Here is a 17,622-nt window from a genome sequence, read left to right on the forward strand (position 1 = left end):
GTAAAAAATGCGCCTGCCCACAACGCGTAGCAGCCACGACAGTATATTTTCAACCCCCTGCTGTGGGTCGCGGGGTCTGACACTCGCCCAGTCGATTTCAAAAGGGTGGTCTGTCCATTATCAGACAGACAAAGCTAAAAAAGGTTTAATGAGCTAGGTAAGCGCCTAGTCCACAAGGTCAATTTGCCAGTTGTTGGCTTGAATGACAATGTTAAGCTGACGTAGCTTCATGGCAATATCGTCCGCCTGCTTTTGCAATGCGCCGACCGAGACCATCACTTGCCATTTAATCTCACGCGGGCTATAGCGATCGACCTCGGTTTCGGTCGCGGCTATCGACTCGGTCAATAGCTTGTGGCGCATCTCAAGGGTGTCGCGCTCAACGAGCAGCGCCAGCATCGATTGATTGTTGTCCGTCAGCGCCACCGCGTTGGTACGCTGGATACGGGCGATAAGCGCGGACAGCTCGGTAATCAGCTGGCTTGCGTCCATCAATAGCTGATTGGGGTCTTCGCTTGGCGTATCGCCATCTTGGACTTTTACATTGCTGCGAATGCGTCCTTTGATTTGCGCCAGCTTTTTTTGCATATCACTGCGGATAAGTAGGGCTTCTGCGAGTTTCATTTTAGTTTTCCTTAAATTCTATTTTTCATTCTAATGAAATGTTTCATAAATGAAGAGGTTATTTCAAGGATAAACTCAACTTCTTCTTCGATAACTTGAGAGTCATGTTTGACGTAATCGTTTTGATACTTAGTAAAATAATCAATTAGCTTTACAAACATATTTACTAGTTCTCGGGAGCCATTATTCCTCTTAATAAATGTACCAATATCAGTAAGCTGATTTTCTAAAGACTTGGAATTTCCTAGTATTTCTTTTACTAATAGCTCTAACGATAGTCGAAGGTCATCTAACAAGTTTCTCTCAAATATATTTCCTTTATATTTTTCTAAAGCATAGTTATATTGTTCTAGGGATTTAGTATAGTCATCTAACCAAAATCTAGTTTCATCTACTAAAATTTCATTGACCGTGTCTATGTCAGTATTCAAACCTTTAAAGCGTGTCAACAGCTTGATCTTAAGATCTCTAACTTCAGGTAAGTCTTTAATTTCCGGATGCTCGCAAAGTTCTTTTATGATTTTAAATTGTTGTTTAGGGTTAAACGAGCTTAAGTTTTTCTTTAAGGCATACCTTTTATTAGGTGTGGATACTGTAAAGGGATAACTTGTATAAGGAATATCAGTGTTATAGTCAACTGCGTATGCTGCAAATAAACTAGCAATTTTAGAGCCTGATAAGCCTTTCTCGGTGCTACCTAGAATATCACCTGCTGTTTCAATAAATGTCTGGGGAATCATATTTAGCCTTATTTTTTGGATTAATTAATATAGGTTAAAGTAATATAATTAACTGATTTTTTTAAATATTTTGGTTTAACCCTTCACACAAACCACTTGCCGCAAGGTATGTACCACTTCCACCAAGTCACTTTGTGCGCTCATCACGTCTTCAATATTTTTGTACGCCGCTGGGATTTCGTCAATCACGTTTGCGTCTTTACGACATTCTACGCCTTTGGTTTGGGCGATTTGGTCATCAATAGTAAAGACTTTTTTCGCCTCAGTGCGTGACATCACGCGACCTGCGCCATGCGAGCAAGAGCAAAACGATTCTTCGTTGCCTTTACCTTTGACGATAAAGGATTTTGCGCCCATCGACCCTGGGATGATGCCGTATTCGCCGACGCGTGCGCGCACTGCGCCTTTACGCGTGACAAAGACTTCCTCGCCGTAGTGCTCTTCTTTTGCCACATAGTTGTGGTGACAGTTGACCGCTTTTACCGCAGCATCGAACGGTTTTGGCACGATGGTGCGTAGCGCTTGGATGGCTTTTTCCATCATGATTTCGCGGTTTTTAAAGGCAAAGCGCTGCGCCCAGCCAACCGCAAACCAATAATCGTCAAAATGTTCAGTCCCCTCAGCAAAATACGCCAAATCTTTATCAGGCAGGTTAATAAACCATTTGCGCATGTCCTCACGCGCCAGCTCAATAAAGTAGCGCCCGATGGCATTGCCCACGCCGCGTGAGCCTGAATGCAGCATAATCCACACCTGATTGGTCTCATCAAGGCACACCTCAACAAAGTGATTGCCTGTACCCAGAGTGCCCAAATGCTTTAGATTGTTGGTGTTTTTTAGTTTGGGATGCTTTTGGGTCAGATAATTAAAATCATCGACCAGCGTACCCCAGCCATTCATCACGGTATCATCAGGGTTCGCCCACGCGCCCACGTCACGGCGCGAGCCGCGACCGCGTGTCTTGCTGCGTCCATGCGGAATGGCTTTTTCCAGCTCGGTGCGCAGACCGTGCAGGTTGTCGGGCAAATCATCTGCGGACAGCGTGGTCTGCACCGCCATCATGCCGCAGCCGATATCCACGCCGACCGCTGCTGGGATAATCGCTTCTTTGGTCGGCAGCACCGTACCGATGGTCGCACCGATACCGACATGGACATCAGGCATCACCGCGAGCCACTTATAAATAAAGGGCATCTGTGAGGCTTTAATCAGCTGGTCGTGGGCTTTTGGGTCGACAGGCACGCCTTTGGTCCATAGGCGGATAGGGGTGCCACCGTCTTGAATGATATTGTGATTGATAGGCTGCATAGTGTCTCCTTAGTTTTTTATAAAAATGTTCTGTCTGTACTTTATATACTGCTAAGGGTGTGCCAGTTTTTGGGAAAGATAGTTTTTATTTTTATAAGCATTTGATATTGAATAATAAAAAACATTTTAAATTCTTTTTTTATAAAAAAATGGACTTTAATCAAGTAAATAAAGATATAATTTATTCTATAAATATAGCTTTTATTCTATAAAGGAATTGTGTGTAATGGTGAAGGTTCAATATAAAACAAAGCATAACGTTGTCTCTAACAAACGCTTATTCAGCATGGCGATTTTACTAGGCGTGAGCATCAGCAGTTGTTTTGCTGCGCCGTCTTTGGCATCGCTACGCGGCAATTATCAGACCTCGATACAAGTTGCGCCCACCATGCAAATGCCATTGCCCAAGCCGCCCGCAGCCCTATTTGACAGCGTGCGCTATGACAGTGACGGCATGTCGCTCGCCGCCTTTGTCACGCCCGATCCAAACGATGGCGACAAGCATCCTGCTATCGTTTGGATAACGGGCGGTGAGTCCAACACGCTGGCGGACTTTTGGCGCAAAGGCTCAAGGCAAAATGACCAAACCGCCAGCCCATATCGTGATGCTGGCGTGATCATGATGTTTCCCACCTTGCGCGGTGGCAATGACAATGCGGGCAATATCGAAGTGAATTATGGTGAAGTCGATGATGTCATCGCGGCGGCAGAATATTTGGCGACCCTGCCATATGTCGATAGCAGCCGTATCTATTTGGGCGGGCACAGTACGGGCGGCACGCTCGCGCTATTGGTCAGTGAGGTGGCGAGCAGCACGCATCCTGAGTTGTTTAAAGAAGTGATTAGCTTTGGCGCTACGCAAGAGACGATGTTTTTGCAAGAGGTTGACTTTACTGGTGATGAGCAACGCGAAATGGATTTGCGTGCGCCTGCAAACTGGACGAATGATATTCGCATGCCGACGTGGATTATTGAGGGCAAGCGTGACGGTAACTATCGCGACCTAAAGCCGATGTGTGATAAGAACAAAAGCCCCATGCTGCACTGTGCGTTTATTGCACGGCACGAGCACTTTAGCGTGCTGTATCCGTTGAATCGTCACCTTGCGCAGCAGATTATGGCAGACGAGCCGTTGTCTATTGACAGTATGAAGTCGTGGGCAATCAAAAAGTAACATCAAAACCAATAAGCCAAGCGCATTATTATGAGTAAAAGCAACATGATTAAATGTCATAAAACCGCCGTTATCGGCTTTCTCGGTACGACCTTGGACAACGGCTTTAATGACAAACGTTGGCAGCGCTGGCGGCCGAGCGTCAGCCTGTGCCTGCATGATGACCTGCTGGTCGATGAGCTGCATATCCTCTATAGCAAGCGCGACAAGCGACTGTTCAACGTCATCGTTGATGATGTGGCGCAGGTCAGCGCCAATACCAAAGTCATTGGGCATCGGGTGACGCTGGCGAGTCCGTGGGATTTTGCCGATGTCTATGCTGAGCTGTATGACTTTGTCACAGGCTTCGCCTTTCGTGAAGACACAGACTATCTGCTGCATCTGACCACAGGGACGCATGTGGCGCAGATTTGCTGGTTTTTGCTGGTTGAGGCGGGGTTTTTGCCTGCCGATTTGATTCAGACCTCGCCGTGTCCCAAGCCTGACCAATACGACCCACAAGGGCGCTATCAAGTCATTGATTTGGACGTGTCGCGTTATGACAGTTTGCGCGCGCGTTTTGAGGCCGAAAAAGCCCAGCATTGGCAAACCTTACAAGCCAATCTTGTTACCCAAAACGCCGCCTATCAACAGCTGATTGCTGATATTGAAAAAGTCGCCACGCGCTCCAACGCGCCGATTTTATTGATGGGCGCGACAGGGGCGGGCAAGTCGCAACTGGCAACGCAAATCTATACGCTCAAGAAAAACAAAGCCAACAACAAACAGGCACTCGGCGCGTTCGTCGAAGTCAACTGCGCCACCTTGCGCGGCGATACGGCAATGAGCGTGCTGTTTGGTCATGTCAAAGGCGCGTTTACGGGCGCGGCGTCGAGCCGTGAGGGGCTACTCAAATCAGCGGACGGTGGCTTGCTGTTTTTGGATGAAATCGGCGAGCTGGGGCTGGACGAACAGGCGATGCTCTTGACTGCGCTTGAGGCGCAGCGCTTTTATCCGCTCGGTAGCGATACGCCCATTGATGTGTCGTTTCAGCTGATGGCAGGGACGAATAAGGATTTGCGCCAAGCGGTCGCGGACGGCGAATTTCGTGCCGACTTGTTTGCGCGTCTGAACACGTGGACGTTTTTTTTACCGTCGTTAAAAGACCGTATCGAGGACTTACCCGCCAATATTGATTACGAGCTGGCGCGTCTGGGCAGCGAGCAGCAGTACCAGTACCGCTTTGAGCCTGAGGCGCGTGCGTACTTTGAAGACTTTGCCATGAGTTCTGAGGCGACGTGGCAGGGCAACTTTCGTGATTTAAGCGCCAGTATGACGCGCTTAACGACATTGTGCGAGGGCAAAGTGATTCGTATGCCCGATGTTAAGGCAGAAATCACCCGCCTTAAGCATCTGTGGGCATTACCTAGTAGCGCGCAACATCAAGTGGACAAGGCGGATACGCCCAGCCTAACTGAGCAGCAAGCGCACGCAGATACGGTGCTGAGCCGCCATCTATCAAGCGACGACAAAGACGCGCTCGACCCGTTTGATGCGGTGCAGCTGGCGTATGTGATTGAGGTCTGCTATCAGCACAGCAGCCAAGCGGCGGCAGGGCGCTATCTGTATGCCAACTCCAGAAACCAGCTAAAAAGTAACAATGACAGCGACCGACTGCGGAAGTATCTGCTAAAGTTTGGGCTGAGGTTTGATGGATTAAAACGATAATATTAAAAAGGAGAGGATATGAATAACACAGGATTTGTCGCAGGAACGCTCGTTCATACGGATAAAGGGTTAGTGCCGATTCAGGATATCAAAGTGGGCGATCTTATTTTATCAAAGCCTGTACTCTCTAAGCCCGAAGGTGGGGTCGGTGATATCGAGTACAAACCCGTACTTAGCACCTTTAAATCACCCAATAAGAAACGCATCTTTAAAGTTGAGTATTTTAATGAGACCGCTGATGCGCGAGGAGAAGAGGGTAGCAATTATATCTTATGCACCAGCAATCACCCATTTTGGGTAAAAAGAAATCCTGAAGATTTAGAGGGTGAGTGGTTATCGGCGGAGCGCTTGCCAGCTGGATATCTAACCTCTGCTCATGGCGATACGATTGCGCTTGATGATTACTCGTTCATCCCTGTGCGTACCTTGCCGAACTTCCCTGAAGGCTGTGCCTATCTACAAAGTATACAAGATAAAGACTTTTGGGAGGAAGATGGTCTGGTTCAGTTTGTGAAGTTTTCAGATAGTGGCTATCAGTATGTGAGCTTGGCGGATACAAAAGAAGCATTTGAGCATGAGATTAAAACATTGAACTGGAAAACCTCTGATGCTAAGTTGCTTATCAATCAAAAAGCCCCCTTCTTAGTTGACTCGGAATTATATAAAACTTTGAACATTCGCTTAGCACAAGATACGGCTCCTCATTCTCATTCAGTAGAAAGCTATATAGAATTTGTCAACGCACCTTTAATGTTTAATGGCAAGGTAGTAAAAGACAATAAGATTTCTGATGAATCTCTATACAAAAAAGCAGTAAGTAATCTTAGAAAATATGGCAATGCAACGGGTTTAACAGAGGAAAGTATCCATGAGCAAATGGAGAACTACTATGACGCTTGCCCGAACCCCTACGAGGACTATGTTTATAATATAGAAGTCGCTGATACACATACCTATTTTATAGGAGAGCAGGCTATATGGGTACATGACGCCAGTTTAAATAGCTAACCATATCAATAATAAAAAAAGGAAAACTCATGAATAACACAGGATTTGTCGCAGGAACGCTCGTTCATACGGATAAAGGGTTAGTGCCGATTCAAGATATCAAAGTGGGCGACCTTATTTTATCAAAGCCTGTACTCTCTAAGCCTGAAGATGGTAGCGGTGACATAGAGTATAAGCCTGTGGTCAAGACCTTTGTGCATGAAGACAAAGAGATGTGGATCGTGCGTTTAGAGAAAAATCTTGAGAAGTTTAATAAAGATCGAGAGATGGTTGATTATCAAACATACAAGTCAGCTAGTCGCTTTAGTAGTTTTCTAGCGACGCTCAATCACCCTGTTTGGGTAGTCGGTGCCATGGAAAACCCACAGGAAGATATTGAGTTCTATGACCAGCCTCACTTTAAACGTGTGGATGAACTACAGCAGTATGAAATTGCTGTGAATACCGATGGCGTAATGTATACCGTTGAGCGTGTGCAACCTACCTATCAAGTCGCTAATGATAATTTAGAATTCAATCCAAATTATTACTGGTATCAAAAACATTATCATGAAGACTACTACGATGATTATGTACAAGATGCCGAAGCGCATATGCTCGACTACAGCGAAGTAGAATATAAGGGTATGGGATATGTTGATGACATTAGCTTTTATCAGGAGAAAGGCTATTTGGGCCAACATATTGAAGATAATGGAGGCACCATGCGGATGTTCAATCAATTGACCAACGCGCAAGGTGAACACATTTTATATCAGGCAACCGTCTATAACTTTGAGGTGGCAGACAACCATACCTACTTCATTGGTCGCGTAGGACTATGGGTACATGACGCCAGTTTAAATAGCTAACCATATCAATAATAAAAAAAGGAAAACTCATGAATAACAGAGGCTTCGTTGCAGGCACGCTCGTTCATACGGACAAAGGTCTAGTACCGATTCAAGATATTAAAGTCGGCGACCTCATTTTATCAAAGCCTGTATCCTCTAAGTCTGAAGATGGTAGTGGTGATATAGAGTACAAACCCGTACTCAGCACTTTTAAATCACCCAGTAAGAAACGCATCTTTAAAGTTGAGTATTTTAATGAGACCGCTGATGCGCGAGGAGAAAAGGGTAGCAATTATATCTTATGCACCAGCAATCACCCATTCTGGGTAACTCGCCAGCCTAAAGATTTAGAGGGTGAATGGCTATCGGCGGAGCGCTTGCCAGCTGGATATCTAACCTCTGCTCATGGTGATACGATTGCGCTTGATGATTACTCGTTCATCCCTGTGCGTACCTTGCCGAACTTCCCTGAAGGTATAGCTTATACTCAAAGTATTGAGGAACATGACTTATGGGAGACAGACGGTCTGGTTCAGTTTGTGAGATTTACGGATGATGGCTACCAGTTTGTCAGTTTAGCCAATACAGAAGAAGCGTTCAAAGAAGAGATCAAAACCGTTAATATGCAAACTTCCGATGCCAAGTTGGTTATTAATGAAAGGGCACCTTTTATTGTAGACCCTGAGCTTTATAAAACATTGAATGTGAGGTTTAGTCAAGATAAAGATCCTGCTACACACACAATTGGTAAGTTTATAAAAGAAATGTATTCGCCTTTAATTTTTGATGGAAGGGTAGTCAAGGATAACAGTATTGGTGATGAAAAGTTATTTGAAAAGGCTCTAGCTAACATTGAAAGATATGGTAATGCAACAGGATTGTTAGAGAGCAGTATTCACGAGCAGATGCAACGCTATAACGATGTCTGTCCTAACCCTTATGAGGATCATGTCTATAATATAGAAGTGGCAGATCATCATACATATTTTGTTGGACACGATGCGGTGTGTGTAAACGCTACAAACTCGTAGGCATCATCCATGCTAACCTAACCCAAAACCACAATAACAATAATAATAGGAAAACGCATGCCCACCGACACCCGCCCGATTCTCGTCTTTGATGTTAATGAAACCTTGCTCGATATCAGTACCCTTACGCCTTTATTTAGCCGCCTTTTTAATGATGGCAGCATACTGCGCGAATGGTTCGCCCAGCTGGTGCTGTACTCGCAAACCCTGACCTTATCAGGACTGTATACGCCGTTTGGTGAGATTGGGGTCGGCGCGCTGCGGATGGTTGCTGATATTCATGGCGTTGAGATTGCCGATGCCGATATTGACGAGCTAAAGACGCGCATGGGCAAGATGCCCGCGTATGCCGATGTCGTGCCCGCGCTGACGCTGCTTAAGGAGGCAGGCTTTCGACTGGTGACCTTGACCAATTCAGAGTCCAGCGAGTCACCGCCACCGCTAGAAAAGGCGGGGTTGAGCGAATTTTTTGAGCGCTCATTTCATATTGAGGCGGTGCGTCAGTTTAAACCCGCACCTGCGACTTACAATCTGGTCGCCGAGGCACTGTCTGTGCCTACATCCGAGCTGTGTTTGGTCGCTTGCCATCTGTGGGATACGATAGGCGCGCAGGCAGCAGGCTGTCAGGGCGCGTTTTTATTGCGTCCGCACAATGCGTTATTGCCCGCCAACAACGTACCAACGCCCGATTATATGGCGGATGACTTACGCACATTAGCGCAGCAAATCATTGCGCAAAACACCGACTCATAACGCCCAAAAAGAAACATCAAACAAGCCATCCAAACAGGTGGCTTTTTTATATCTGATAAAACAGTTGGGTGTGAGGCCGCTTATAAAACTAGTGCTTTAGCAGTAGTAGGCTTCTTTGTCTTTTAGCGCGTCTTGCAAATAAGCAACCAGTTGTTTGAGCTTTTGGTCAGGCTGGCGCGCTTTGGGATACACCGCGTACATACCCATGCGCTTGCGCGTGAAGGGCTGCAAAATCTGCGTGAGGCGCTGCTCTTGTAACGCGTTATAGACCAAGGCTTGCGGCAAAAAAGCAATGCCCAAATCACTAAGCGCGGCGTGCTTGATAGCGCTTAAATGATTGCTATAAAAGCGTCCATAGACAGGCAACAGCAGCTCAGCACCATCCTCATATAACGGCCACAAGTCGCTACTGGTGTTATCAAATTTATAAATCAGGCAATCATGATTTTGCAGTTGGGCGGGGGTTTGCGGCGTACCATATTTGTTGAGGTAATTTTGGGTGGCGCAAATCACCCATTGACTGTCTATCAGGCGTTTGACAATCAAGGAGGAGTCTTCAAGCTCCGCCGTTCGGATGGCCAAATCAAAGCCATCTTCGACCAAATCAATCAAACGGTTGGTGATGTATAGCTCTACGGTTATCTCAGGATATTTTTTACAAAATTCAGCGATAGCCGTGCTGAGTAGTAAGTCAGAAGAGACCACAGGGGCGGTGACGCGGATATAGCCTTTCATGTTTTCGCCGTAGCCTGTGACAGCATTTTCCGCTTCTTGAAAGGCAAGCTGAGCCAATTTGGCTTTGTGATACAGCGTTCGGCCGGCATCGGTCAAGCTGAGTTTTCGGGTGGTTCGGTAGAGCAGTTGTGCATTTAAGTTGGCTTCTAGGCGCGCGATACGTTTGCTCACTACAGAATTGGTCAGCGCCAGTTTGTCAGCAACTTTGGAAAAAGAGCCTTCATCGACTACCAAAACAAACAAAACCATGTCATCAGCTTTAATCATACCGATTCTCTAATCAGGGTAATATATTTCGTATTATAGCAAAAAAGGAAAATAACCTTGTCTGATCATGCTGTTTATCTTTGCACTTGTAAAGCGTAGAGTGTGTGAATTCTACCCTAAGCACAATGAGGCTGTTAATCTGAGCGATTGAGTGGCTGTATGTAAGGACTGTGTTTAAGGGCGGCGTTTAAGAGTGGTGTTCAAGGATGCACAGACGATAACAGGGAGAGGGAATTTTGAATCAGACTGTCTATGGGTTACTTGCCCTATTGCCAATCATACTCAGTGGCATATTTCTTATTGGTCTACAATGGTCGGCCAAAAAAACCATGCCGATCATTTTGGCGGTGACTGCCGCGCTCGCACTTTTTATTTGGGACATGACGTTTAACCGCGTGTCGTCCTCTATTCTTCAAGGGACCGTGATTACGATATCGGTATTGTGGATCGTATTTGGTGCGCTGTTCTTATTAAATACTCTAAAACACACGGGCGCTATAGCAGTGATTCGTGCAGGTTTTATCAACGTATCGCCTGACCGCCGAGTGCAAGCCATCATCATTGCATGGTGTTTTGGTACGTTTTTGGAAGGTGCATCGGGCTTTGGCACACCGGCTGCAATTGCGGCACCGCTGCTGGTCGCGATAGGGTTTCCTGCATTGGGTGCGGTGCTTATGGGGATGATGATCCAAAGCACGCCCGTATCGTTCGGGGCGGTCGGTACGCCGATTGTTATTGGGGTGAATAAGGGTCTAGATACCGTGGCCATCAGTGCGCTGCTGGCGCAAGAAGGCATGCAATGGGAAGAATTTTTACAACTGATTACCACCCAAGTGGCGATTATTCACGGTGTGATTGGGACGTTTATGCCGCTGCTGATGGTGATGATGCTCACCCGCTTTTTTGGTAAAAATAAAAGCTGGAAAGAAGGCTTAGCCATTTGGCCCTTTGCCATCTTTGCAGGGTTGGCCTTCACTGTACCTTACGCTTTAACGGGCATTTTCTTGGGTCCTGAATTTCCATCGTTGGTTGGTGGACTGGTCAGTGTGGCGATTGTCATTCAGGCGGCTAAAAAAGGATTTTTGGTACCAAAGACCACGTGGGACTTTGAAGCCAAAAGCAGCTGGCCAAGCGATTGGATGGGTAAACTGGTGGTCAGCAAAGAAGATGTGGCCACCCCAGCAGGCAAGACCATGTCTACGCTGATGGCATGGTTTCCTTACTTGCTAGTGGCGCTGCTACTGGTGTGTTCGAGAATGTTTGCTGGCTTTAAGGACTTGCTCAGCACCGCCACGCTAGACTTTAATACGATTTTGGGCGAGGCCGATATCAGTGCAGGTTTTAGTCCTTTATACTTGCCCGGCGGCCTGTTGTTAATCAGCGCCTTAATCGCAGCTTTTGTGCAAACTAAAAATCCAACGCGTGCGCTGGGTGATGCTTTGAGCGAATCAAGCAAAACCGTCTTAAGCGCTGGGTTTGTGCTTATTTTTACCATCCCTATGGTTCGGATTTTTATCAACTCTGGGGTCAATCTATCCGATGTCGCGAGTATGCCAGTTGCCAGTGCTGAGTTGTTTACAGGCACGTTTGGCAACGCCTTTCCGCTGATCAGCTCAACCATCGGTGCTCTAGGTGCGTTTATCGCAGGCTCGAATACCGTGTCAAACATGATGTTTAGTCAGTTCCAGTATGAAGCGGCCATGAGCTTGCACATCTCGCCCTCACTCATCATCGCAGCACAATCGGTTGGCGCCGCGGCGGGTAACATGATTGCCATTCACAATGTGGTGGCCGCATCAGCAACCGTTGGGCTGCTTGGGATGGAGGGCGCGACGCTGAGACGCACCATCTTACCAACCATCTATTATGTGTTGTTCAGTGGCATCATCGTTATGGCAGCCATTTATCTCTTTGGCGTTCAAGGACCGCTAACCTTATGAATGCACAGTAAAAAAAAGAGCAATTAATGAACCGTTATCGATCGACCGCCTCCTATACAAGCCAGCTACCATCAGATCAGGTGTTGGTTAAATTGACCAAAATACTGGGCGCTGCCAATATACAGGCAGATCCAGCAAAAAATGAGCACTACCGCATGGGCTGGCGCTCAGGCGGCGGTAGCGCGCTGGCAGTGTTGTTTCCGCAAACGCTGCTTGAGATTTGGCAATGTCTGGAAGTGTGTGTTGAGGGCAACTGTATCATCATCATGCAGGCGGCCAAAACAGGTCTGACAGAAGGCTCAACGCCCAGCGGTGATGACTACGATAGACCCGTGGTGGTGATCAATACGCTGGCGATAAATAAGCTGTATTTGATCAATGATAATGAGCAAATTATCAGCCTACCGGGTACGACTTTGCATCAACTGCAAAACGAGTTAAAAGCGGTCAATCGAGCGCCGCACTCGGTGATTGGCTCCTCAACTTTGGGCGCGTCAATCGTCGGCGGTGTCTCCAATAATTCAGGCGGCGCGCTGGTCAAACGAGGCCCTGCTTACACGGAGCTGTCGCTGTTTGCGCAAATCAACGAGCACGGTCAGCTGGTACTGGTGAATCATTTAGAGGTCGATTTGGGTGATACGCCTGAAGAAATCCTCACCAATTTACAAAACGGCTATTTTGACAAGTCACAGTTATCCCAAAGCAACAAACTGGCCTCAGACAAAGAGTATGTCGCCCGAATACAGGATGTCAATGCCGACACGCCGAGCCGCTTTAATGCGGATAAGCGCAGGCTGTATGAAGCCAGTGGCTGTGCAGGCAAGTTGGCCGTTTTTGCCGTTCGCCTGGATACGTATCCCACCGCAACCAAAGAGCAAACCTTTTATGTCGGTAGCAATAGTGTGTATGAGCTGGCACTACTGAGACGACAAATACTATCGAGCTTTAAAAATGTCCCTGAAGTGGGCGAATATATGCACCGCGATATATTTGATGTGTCTGCCAAGTACGGCAAAGACACCTTTTTGAGCATCAAGCATCTGGGTACCAATGCTTTGCCCAAGCTGTTTTCTATCAAAGGCAGTATTGATGCCAAACTGAGTAAATGGTCATGGGTGCCCAATCATTTGACCGATAAAGTTATGCAAATGATCGCCCAAGTATTGCCGCAGCATTTGCCCAAGCGCATGCTTGAGTACCGCAACCAGTATGAGCATCACCTGATTATCAAAATGAGCGATGAGGGCATCTATGAGGCACAGTCTTTTTTAGAGTCGTTTTTTGCAGACTCAGAAACGGGCAGTTATTTTACCTGCACGCAAGCTGAGTCAGACAGCGCCTTTTTGCATCGCTTTGCTGCCGCAGGGGCCGCCATACGTTATGAAGTCATGCATGAAGAGACCGCCGGAGAGATACTGGCGCTCGATATTGCTATCCCGCGTAATACGCTTGATTGGCTGGAAAATTTGCCTGAGAGCATCACTCAGCACTTAGAAAAAAAGCTGTATTACGGTCACTTTTTTTGTTATGTGTTTCATCAAGATTATATTTTAAAAAAGGGCAGTGATGCCAAGCAGGTCAAAAAGATGATGCTTGAGCTATTAAACAAGCGCGGTGCCAAATACCCTGCTGAGCATAATGTCGGCCACTTATATGAAGCCGAACCTGACTTGCAGCAATTTTATGAGCGCCTAGATCCTACCAATACTTTTAACCCTGGTATCGGTCAAATGCCAAAAACCAAACGCAACTGCGCGTGCTGTTTATAGCCATTTATAATGGTGATGAAACTTGAAGTGACAGTCGCTTACTTTTACGCATCACCACCGCCAATCCGCTCCGCCAATGCCTGCAATTTTGGCACTATGATTGCCGCATAGTCGTCCGCTTCCCAGTTGGCACTTGGTACACTGGCATTAAGCGAATAGGCGTATTGCCCAGTCGCGACATCATAGACGCCAACCGCGACTGCCAAGATATCAGTAGAGAACTCCCCATCAGAGACGGTATAGCCGTACTGCTCATAGTGCTGGGCTGCTTGAGTGAGCGCTGACTGTGCGTGAATGTAATCTTCATCAGATAAATTCTCTTTCAAATTGCTAATAATCATTGCCTTTCTCGCTTGAGAGCTTACTGCATAAAAAGCCCGTCCAATGGCAGTACGTGCCACCGGCACCGCTGAGCCAACCTGCAAGTTGACCGATAGGCGTGCAGGACTACGACAGCAGGCGTGATAGCGCATCTCTCCTTCAACTTCGGTCGCTAGATTTACCGATACCTCATTTTCGCTAGCGAACTGCCGTAATAGTGGCTCAGCATAGGCCACCATGTCATGACGACCCCATGCGGTCGCGCTTAGGCGTACTGCACTGCTGCCCAGTTGATACTGTCCGTGCTCATTAGTACGCAAAAACCCAAGCGTGGTCAAGGTATGAATCAGGCGACTAATGGTCGCTTTTGGCAGTTTGGTCATCTGACATAGTTGCTGATGGGTAAGGCGCTCATGGTGTTCAAAGGCAGCCAGTATAACCAATCCACGACCTAGTGCCGTCACAAACTGTCGATCGTTCTCTTCCTTGCTTTGACCCATCAGGTGATCCATTCGTCCGAGTAGTGAGGTAGCTGCCGATGTAGATGTTGTCATTTTATCTCCATTTCTCTTAATGATTATCTCTTTTGATGCCTATTTTTTAATAAAGGTTTACAGGATGGCAAAAGTTTGTTTAAATAGTTTTATATTATGAAACAAAGTTTCGCACAGCGGAATAACAAAGTCAATAACTTGTTAAACCAAATGAGGTATCAACCACTATTCGTCAGTCAGGATGACTGATATCAAGGAGAGACACATGGCAACATCGACTAGCCCACGCTTTGATTGGGAAGATCCTTTCTTATTACGCGACCAGCTTACTGAAGAAGAGCGCATGGTCACCGACAGCGCCCGTCAATTTTTTCAAAAGGAATTGATGCCCGGTATTATCAATGCCAACCGTAATGAGCATTTTGATCGTAATATCATGCGTCAAATGGGTGAGATGGGTCTGCTTGGCGTGACCATCGAGGGCTACGGCTGCGCAGGTCTATCGAGTGTGGCTTATGGTCTGATTGCCAAGGAAGTGGAAGCGGTCGACTCAGGCTACCGCTCAGCGATGAGTGTGCAGTCAAGCCTTGTGATGCATCCGATCTGGGCGTATGGCACTGAAAAGCAAAGAGAAAAGTATTTGCCAAAACTTGCCACAGGTGAGTACGTCGGCTGCTTTGGTTTAACTGAGCCTGATTCGGGATCTGATCCTGCCTCAATGTCGACACGTGCGCGCGCCGTTGATGGTGGTTATGAGCTGACGGGTAATAAAATGTGGATTACCAACAGTCCTATCGCGGATGTGTTTGTGGTCTGGGCAAAAGATGATGCAGGCGAGATTCGTGGTTTTGTCTTAGAAAAAGGCATGAAAGGCCTATCTGCGCCGAAAATCGAAGGCAAGTTCTCACTACGCGCCTCGGTCACCGGTGAGATCGTCATGGACAAAGTGTTCGTTCCTGAAGCCAATGCTTTCCCAGATATCCGCGGTCTAAAAGGGCCGTTTGGCTGCTTGAATAAAGCGCGTTATGGTATCGCTTGGGGCAGTATGGGCGCGGCAGAGTTTTGCTGGAAAGCGGCGCGTCAATACACGCTAGATCGCAAGCAGTTTGGTCGTCCGCTTGCCGCCACCCAACTGGTGCAGTTAAAGCTTGCCAATATGCAAACCGAAATCAGCTTAGGTCTACAGGCCGCGCTACGTGTCGGTCGTTTGATGGATGAAGACAACGCTGCACCTGAGATGATCTCCATGATTAAGCGTAACAACTGCGGTAAAGCGCTCGATATCGCTCGTATTGCCCGCGATATGCATGGTGGTAATGGCATCTCTGATGAGTTCCACATCATCCGTCACGTGATGAACTTGGAAGCCGTCAATACTTACGAGGGCACGCATGATATTCATGCGCTTATCTTAGGCCGTGCACAGACAGGCATTCAGGCGTTCTTTTAAGTATTTTTAGCTAAGAAAATTTAACAAAGTGGTACTTCATGACGTACGTTGCTGCTTGGCTTTTTATCAAAAAGAGTATCGACAGTGGCGTACGTTTTTCAGTTGTTACTCACCATTTATTTAACAGTGTGTCATTAAACAACGCAAAAAACTAAATGATGAATAGCAATTTTCTAATCAGAAAATCGAAGAATACGCCACAGGGTAAGGGGGTTTCATGGCAGATATAACTGATATGATGGATATACCAAAAGGTGCATTGCATGGTATCAAGGTCCTCGATTTATCAAGAGTGTTGGCAGGTCCTTCTTGTACGCAAGTGCTCGCCGATCTGGGCGCAGACGTCATCAAAGTTGAGCGTCCACATATCGGTGATGAGACGCGCCACTGGGCACCGCCAACCTTCAGCGATGACACCTCCGCTTATTACGCTACCATCAATCGTAACAAAAAATCACTCACGGTAGACATCACCACGCCAGCAGGGCAGACCATAATCAAACAGCTCATCGCTGACAGTGATATTTTGGTAGAGAATTTCAAAGTCGGTGGTCTCAAAAAATACGGTTTAGATTACGACAGCCTCAAGCAAGACAATCCGCGCCTGATTTATGCGTCTTTGACAGGGTTTGGGCAGACAGGACCAGATGCCAAGCGTCCCGGTTATGATTATATTATTCAAGGGTTGTCAGGGTTGATGAGTATCACAGGACCAAGTGATGGCGAACCACACAAAGTTGGCGTCGCAGTGATTGATTTATTTGCAGGTTTACAGCTGACGATTGGTATCCAAGCGGCGCTATTGGCGCGTCAACATACTGGCGTCGGTCAACATGTCGATGTCGCACTCTTAGACAGTGCGCTGTCTATGCTGGCCAATGTCGGCATGAATCATTTGGCTTCAGATAAGATTCCACCAAGACTGGGCAATCAGCATCCCAACATTGTGCCTTATCAAGTATTTGCGGCTAAAGGGGAGGCGCACTTTATTTTAGCGTGCGGTAATGATCATCAATTTGCCAAACTGTGCAACGTATTGTCAGTTGATTGGCATCTTGATACGCGTTTTGCGACCAATCCTAATCGCGTTGCCAATCGTGGGCTGCTTTGTGCTGAGCTGACTAAAATATTTGCCAAACAGCCTCGGGCTTACTGGCTTGCAGCTTTGGATCAGGTCGGCGTACCTTGCGGTGCGATTCACAACGTCGCCGAAGCTTTGGCGATGCCGCAAGCACAAGCGCGAGAAATGATCGTGAGTTTCGCTCAGCAAGGCAGCCCCGTTCGCGCCCTTGGCAATCCCATCAAATTATCGGCATCCCCTGTCAGCTATCGCACACCGCCACCGCGTTTGAGCGAGCATACCGATAGTACGCTTGCTGATTTAGGCTACGACAGCGAGATAATCGCCAAGCTAAAGGCGGACGGCATTGTTTAGTTCAATGCTTGCCACAGTATCTTTACAGTGATA

At 47.1% G+C, this 17,622-nt stretch carries 15 protein-coding genes; 10 read left to right on the forward strand and 5 right to left on the reverse strand.

Annotated elements, in window-relative coordinates:
* Nucleotides 1-165: 165 nt before the first annotated feature.
* From BLR43_RS01800 to BLR43_RS01810, 3 genes are all read right to left on the reverse strand, one after another.
* The gene (locus BLR43_RS01800) at nt 166-624 is read right to left on the reverse strand and encodes a DIP1984 family protein (protein WP_071001872.1); all 459 of its coding nucleotides are present in this window, start codon (nt 622-624) and stop codon (nt 166-168) included.
* An 11-nt stretch (nt 625-635) separates the two neighbouring features.
* Nucleotides 636-1,364 (reverse strand): hypothetical protein, encoded by a 729-nt coding sequence (locus BLR43_RS01805; RefSeq protein ID WP_071001871.1) that lies wholly within the window; start codon nt 1,362-1,364, stop codon nt 636-638.
* Nucleotides 1,365-1,439: 75 nt separating this feature from the next.
* On the reverse strand, nt 1,440-2,672 hold the full coding sequence (locus tag BLR43_RS01810; RefSeq protein ID WP_071001870.1) for an RtcB family protein: 1,233 nt from the start codon (nt 2,670-2,672) through the stop codon (nt 1,440-1,442).
* Between the two features lie 286 nt (nt 2,673-2,958).
* Here BLR43_RS01810 and BLR43_RS01815 point away from each other — a divergent pair, with 286 nt between their 5' ends.
* The 6 genes from BLR43_RS01815 to BLR43_RS01840 are packed head-to-tail and all read left to right on the forward strand — an operon-like array spanning nt 2,959 to nt 9,178.
* On the forward strand, nt 2,959-3,846 hold the full coding sequence (locus tag BLR43_RS01815) for an alpha/beta hydrolase family protein (RefSeq protein WP_167669370.1): 888 nt from the start codon (nt 2,959-2,961) through the stop codon (nt 3,844-3,846).
* A 45-nt stretch (nt 3,847-3,891) separates the two neighbouring features.
* Nucleotides 3,892-5,553 (forward strand): RNA repair transcriptional activator RtcR, encoded by a 1,662-nt coding sequence (gene rtcR, locus BLR43_RS01820; protein ID WP_071001868.1) that lies wholly within the window; start codon nt 3,892-3,894, stop codon nt 5,551-5,553.
* Between the two features lie 18 nt (nt 5,554-5,571).
* A complete protein-coding gene (locus BLR43_RS01825; protein WP_093068166.1) occupies nt 5,572-6,561 on the forward strand; it encodes a Hint domain-containing protein in 990 nt (329 codons plus the stop codon).
* A 29-nt stretch (nt 6,562-6,590) separates the two neighbouring features.
* Nucleotides 6,591-7,412: a hypothetical protein gene (locus BLR43_RS01830; RefSeq protein WP_071001866.1), complete on the forward strand. Its 822-nt coding sequence runs from the start codon at nt 6,591-6,593 to the stop codon at nt 7,410-7,412.
* 29 nt (nt 7,413-7,441) lie between these two features.
* Nucleotides 7,442-8,425: a Hint domain-containing protein gene (locus BLR43_RS01835; protein ID WP_093068169.1), complete on the forward strand. Its 984-nt coding sequence runs from the start codon at nt 7,442-7,444 to the stop codon at nt 8,423-8,425.
* 57 nt (nt 8,426-8,482) lie between these two features.
* Complete coding sequence (locus BLR43_RS01840) at nt 8,483-9,178, forward strand: haloacid dehalogenase type II (protein WP_071001863.1); 696 nt, start codon at nt 8,483-8,485, stop codon at nt 9,176-9,178.
* Between the two features lie 96 nt (nt 9,179-9,274).
* Here the strand turns inward: BLR43_RS01840 and BLR43_RS01845 are convergent, their stop codons facing one another.
* Entirely contained in the window at nt 9,275-10,180 is a 906-nt protein-coding gene (locus BLR43_RS01845) for a LysR family transcriptional regulator (protein ID WP_083328836.1), read from the reverse strand.
* A gap of 236 nt (nt 10,181-10,416) precedes the next feature.
* Between BLR43_RS01845 and BLR43_RS01850 the strand changes: the two genes are divergently transcribed.
* The gene (locus tag BLR43_RS01850) at nt 10,417-12,120 is read left to right on the forward strand and encodes an L-lactate permease (RefSeq protein WP_093068174.1); all 1,704 of its coding nucleotides are present in this window, start codon (nt 10,417-10,419) and stop codon (nt 12,118-12,120) included.
* A 26-nt stretch (nt 12,121-12,146) separates the two neighbouring features.
* Nucleotides 12,147-13,889 (forward strand): D-lactate dehydrogenase, encoded by a 1,743-nt coding sequence (gene dld / locus BLR43_RS01855; RefSeq protein WP_025645843.1) that lies wholly within the window; start codon nt 12,147-12,149, stop codon nt 13,887-13,889.
* 44 nt (nt 13,890-13,933) lie between these two features.
* Here the strand turns inward: dld and BLR43_RS01860 are convergent, their stop codons facing one another.
* Nucleotides 13,934-14,764 (reverse strand): IclR family transcriptional regulator, encoded by an 831-nt coding sequence (locus BLR43_RS01860; RefSeq protein WP_093068178.1) that lies wholly within the window; start codon nt 14,762-14,764, stop codon nt 13,934-13,936.
* Nucleotides 14,765-14,969: 205 nt separating this feature from the next.
* Between BLR43_RS01860 and BLR43_RS01865 the strand changes: the two genes are divergently transcribed.
* Complete coding sequence (locus BLR43_RS01865) at nt 14,970-16,154, forward strand: acyl-CoA dehydrogenase (RefSeq protein WP_093068181.1); 1,185 nt, start codon at nt 14,970-14,972, stop codon at nt 16,152-16,154.
* 217 nt (nt 16,155-16,371) lie between these two features.
* Nucleotides 16,372-17,589 carry a CaiB/BaiF CoA transferase family protein gene (locus BLR43_RS01870; protein ID WP_093068186.1) on the forward strand — a complete coding sequence of 406 codons (1,218 nt, stop codon included), beginning with the start codon at nt 16,372-16,374 and terminating at the stop codon, nt 17,587-17,589.
* Nucleotides 17,590-17,622: the final 33 nt, after the last annotated feature.

Origin of the sequence: Psychrobacter pacificensis, assembly GCF_900101915.1 — a bacterium.
GTDB classification, from domain to species: Bacteria; Pseudomonadota; Gammaproteobacteria; order Pseudomonadales; family Moraxellaceae; genus Psychrobacter; species Psychrobacter pacificensis.

What these genes read in the sequence shown, in the direction of transcription:
- BLR43_RS01800 (WP_071001872.1), bottom strand. Translation starts at nt 624, where the DNA reads ATGAAACTCGCAGAAGCCCTACTTATCCGCAGTGATATGCAAAAAAAG.
- BLR43_RS01805 (WP_071001871.1), bottom strand. Translation starts at nt 1,364, where the DNA reads ATGATTCCCCAGACATTTATTGAAACAGCAGGTGATATTCTAGGTAGC.
- BLR43_RS01810 (WP_071001870.1), bottom strand. Translation starts at nt 2,672, where the DNA reads ATGCAGCCTATCAATCACAATATCATTCAAGACGGTGGCACCCCTATC.
- BLR43_RS01815 (WP_167669370.1), top strand. Translation starts at nt 2,959, where the DNA reads ATGGCGATTTTACTAGGCGTGAGCATCAGCAGTTGTTTTGCTGCGCCG.
- rtcR (WP_071001868.1), top strand. Translation starts at nt 3,892, where the DNA reads ATGATTAAATGTCATAAAACCGCCGTTATCGGCTTTCTCGGTACGACC.
- BLR43_RS01825 (WP_093068166.1), top strand. Translation starts at nt 5,572, where the DNA reads ATGAATAACACAGGATTTGTCGCAGGAACGCTCGTTCATACGGATAAA.
- BLR43_RS01830 (WP_071001866.1), top strand. Translation starts at nt 6,591, where the DNA reads ATGAATAACACAGGATTTGTCGCAGGAACGCTCGTTCATACGGATAAA.
- BLR43_RS01835 (WP_093068169.1), top strand. Translation starts at nt 7,442, where the DNA reads ATGAATAACAGAGGCTTCGTTGCAGGCACGCTCGTTCATACGGACAAA.
- BLR43_RS01840 (WP_071001863.1), top strand. Translation starts at nt 8,483, where the DNA reads ATGCCCACCGACACCCGCCCGATTCTCGTCTTTGATGTTAATGAAACC.
- BLR43_RS01845 (WP_083328836.1), bottom strand. Translation starts at nt 10,180, where the DNA reads ATGATTAAAGCTGATGACATGGTTTTGTTTGTTTTGGTAGTCGATGAA.
- dld (WP_025645843.1), top strand. Translation starts at nt 12,147, where the DNA reads ATGAACCGTTATCGATCGACCGCCTCCTATACAAGCCAGCTACCATCA.
- BLR43_RS01860 (WP_093068178.1), bottom strand. Translation starts at nt 14,764, where the DNA reads ATGACAACATCTACATCGGCAGCTACCTCACTACTCGGACGAATGGAT.
- BLR43_RS01865 (WP_093068181.1), top strand. Translation starts at nt 14,970, where the DNA reads ATGGCAACATCGACTAGCCCACGCTTTGATTGGGAAGATCCTTTCTTA.
- BLR43_RS01870 (WP_093068186.1), top strand. Translation starts at nt 16,372, where the DNA reads ATGGCAGATATAACTGATATGATGGATATACCAAAAGGTGCATTGCAT.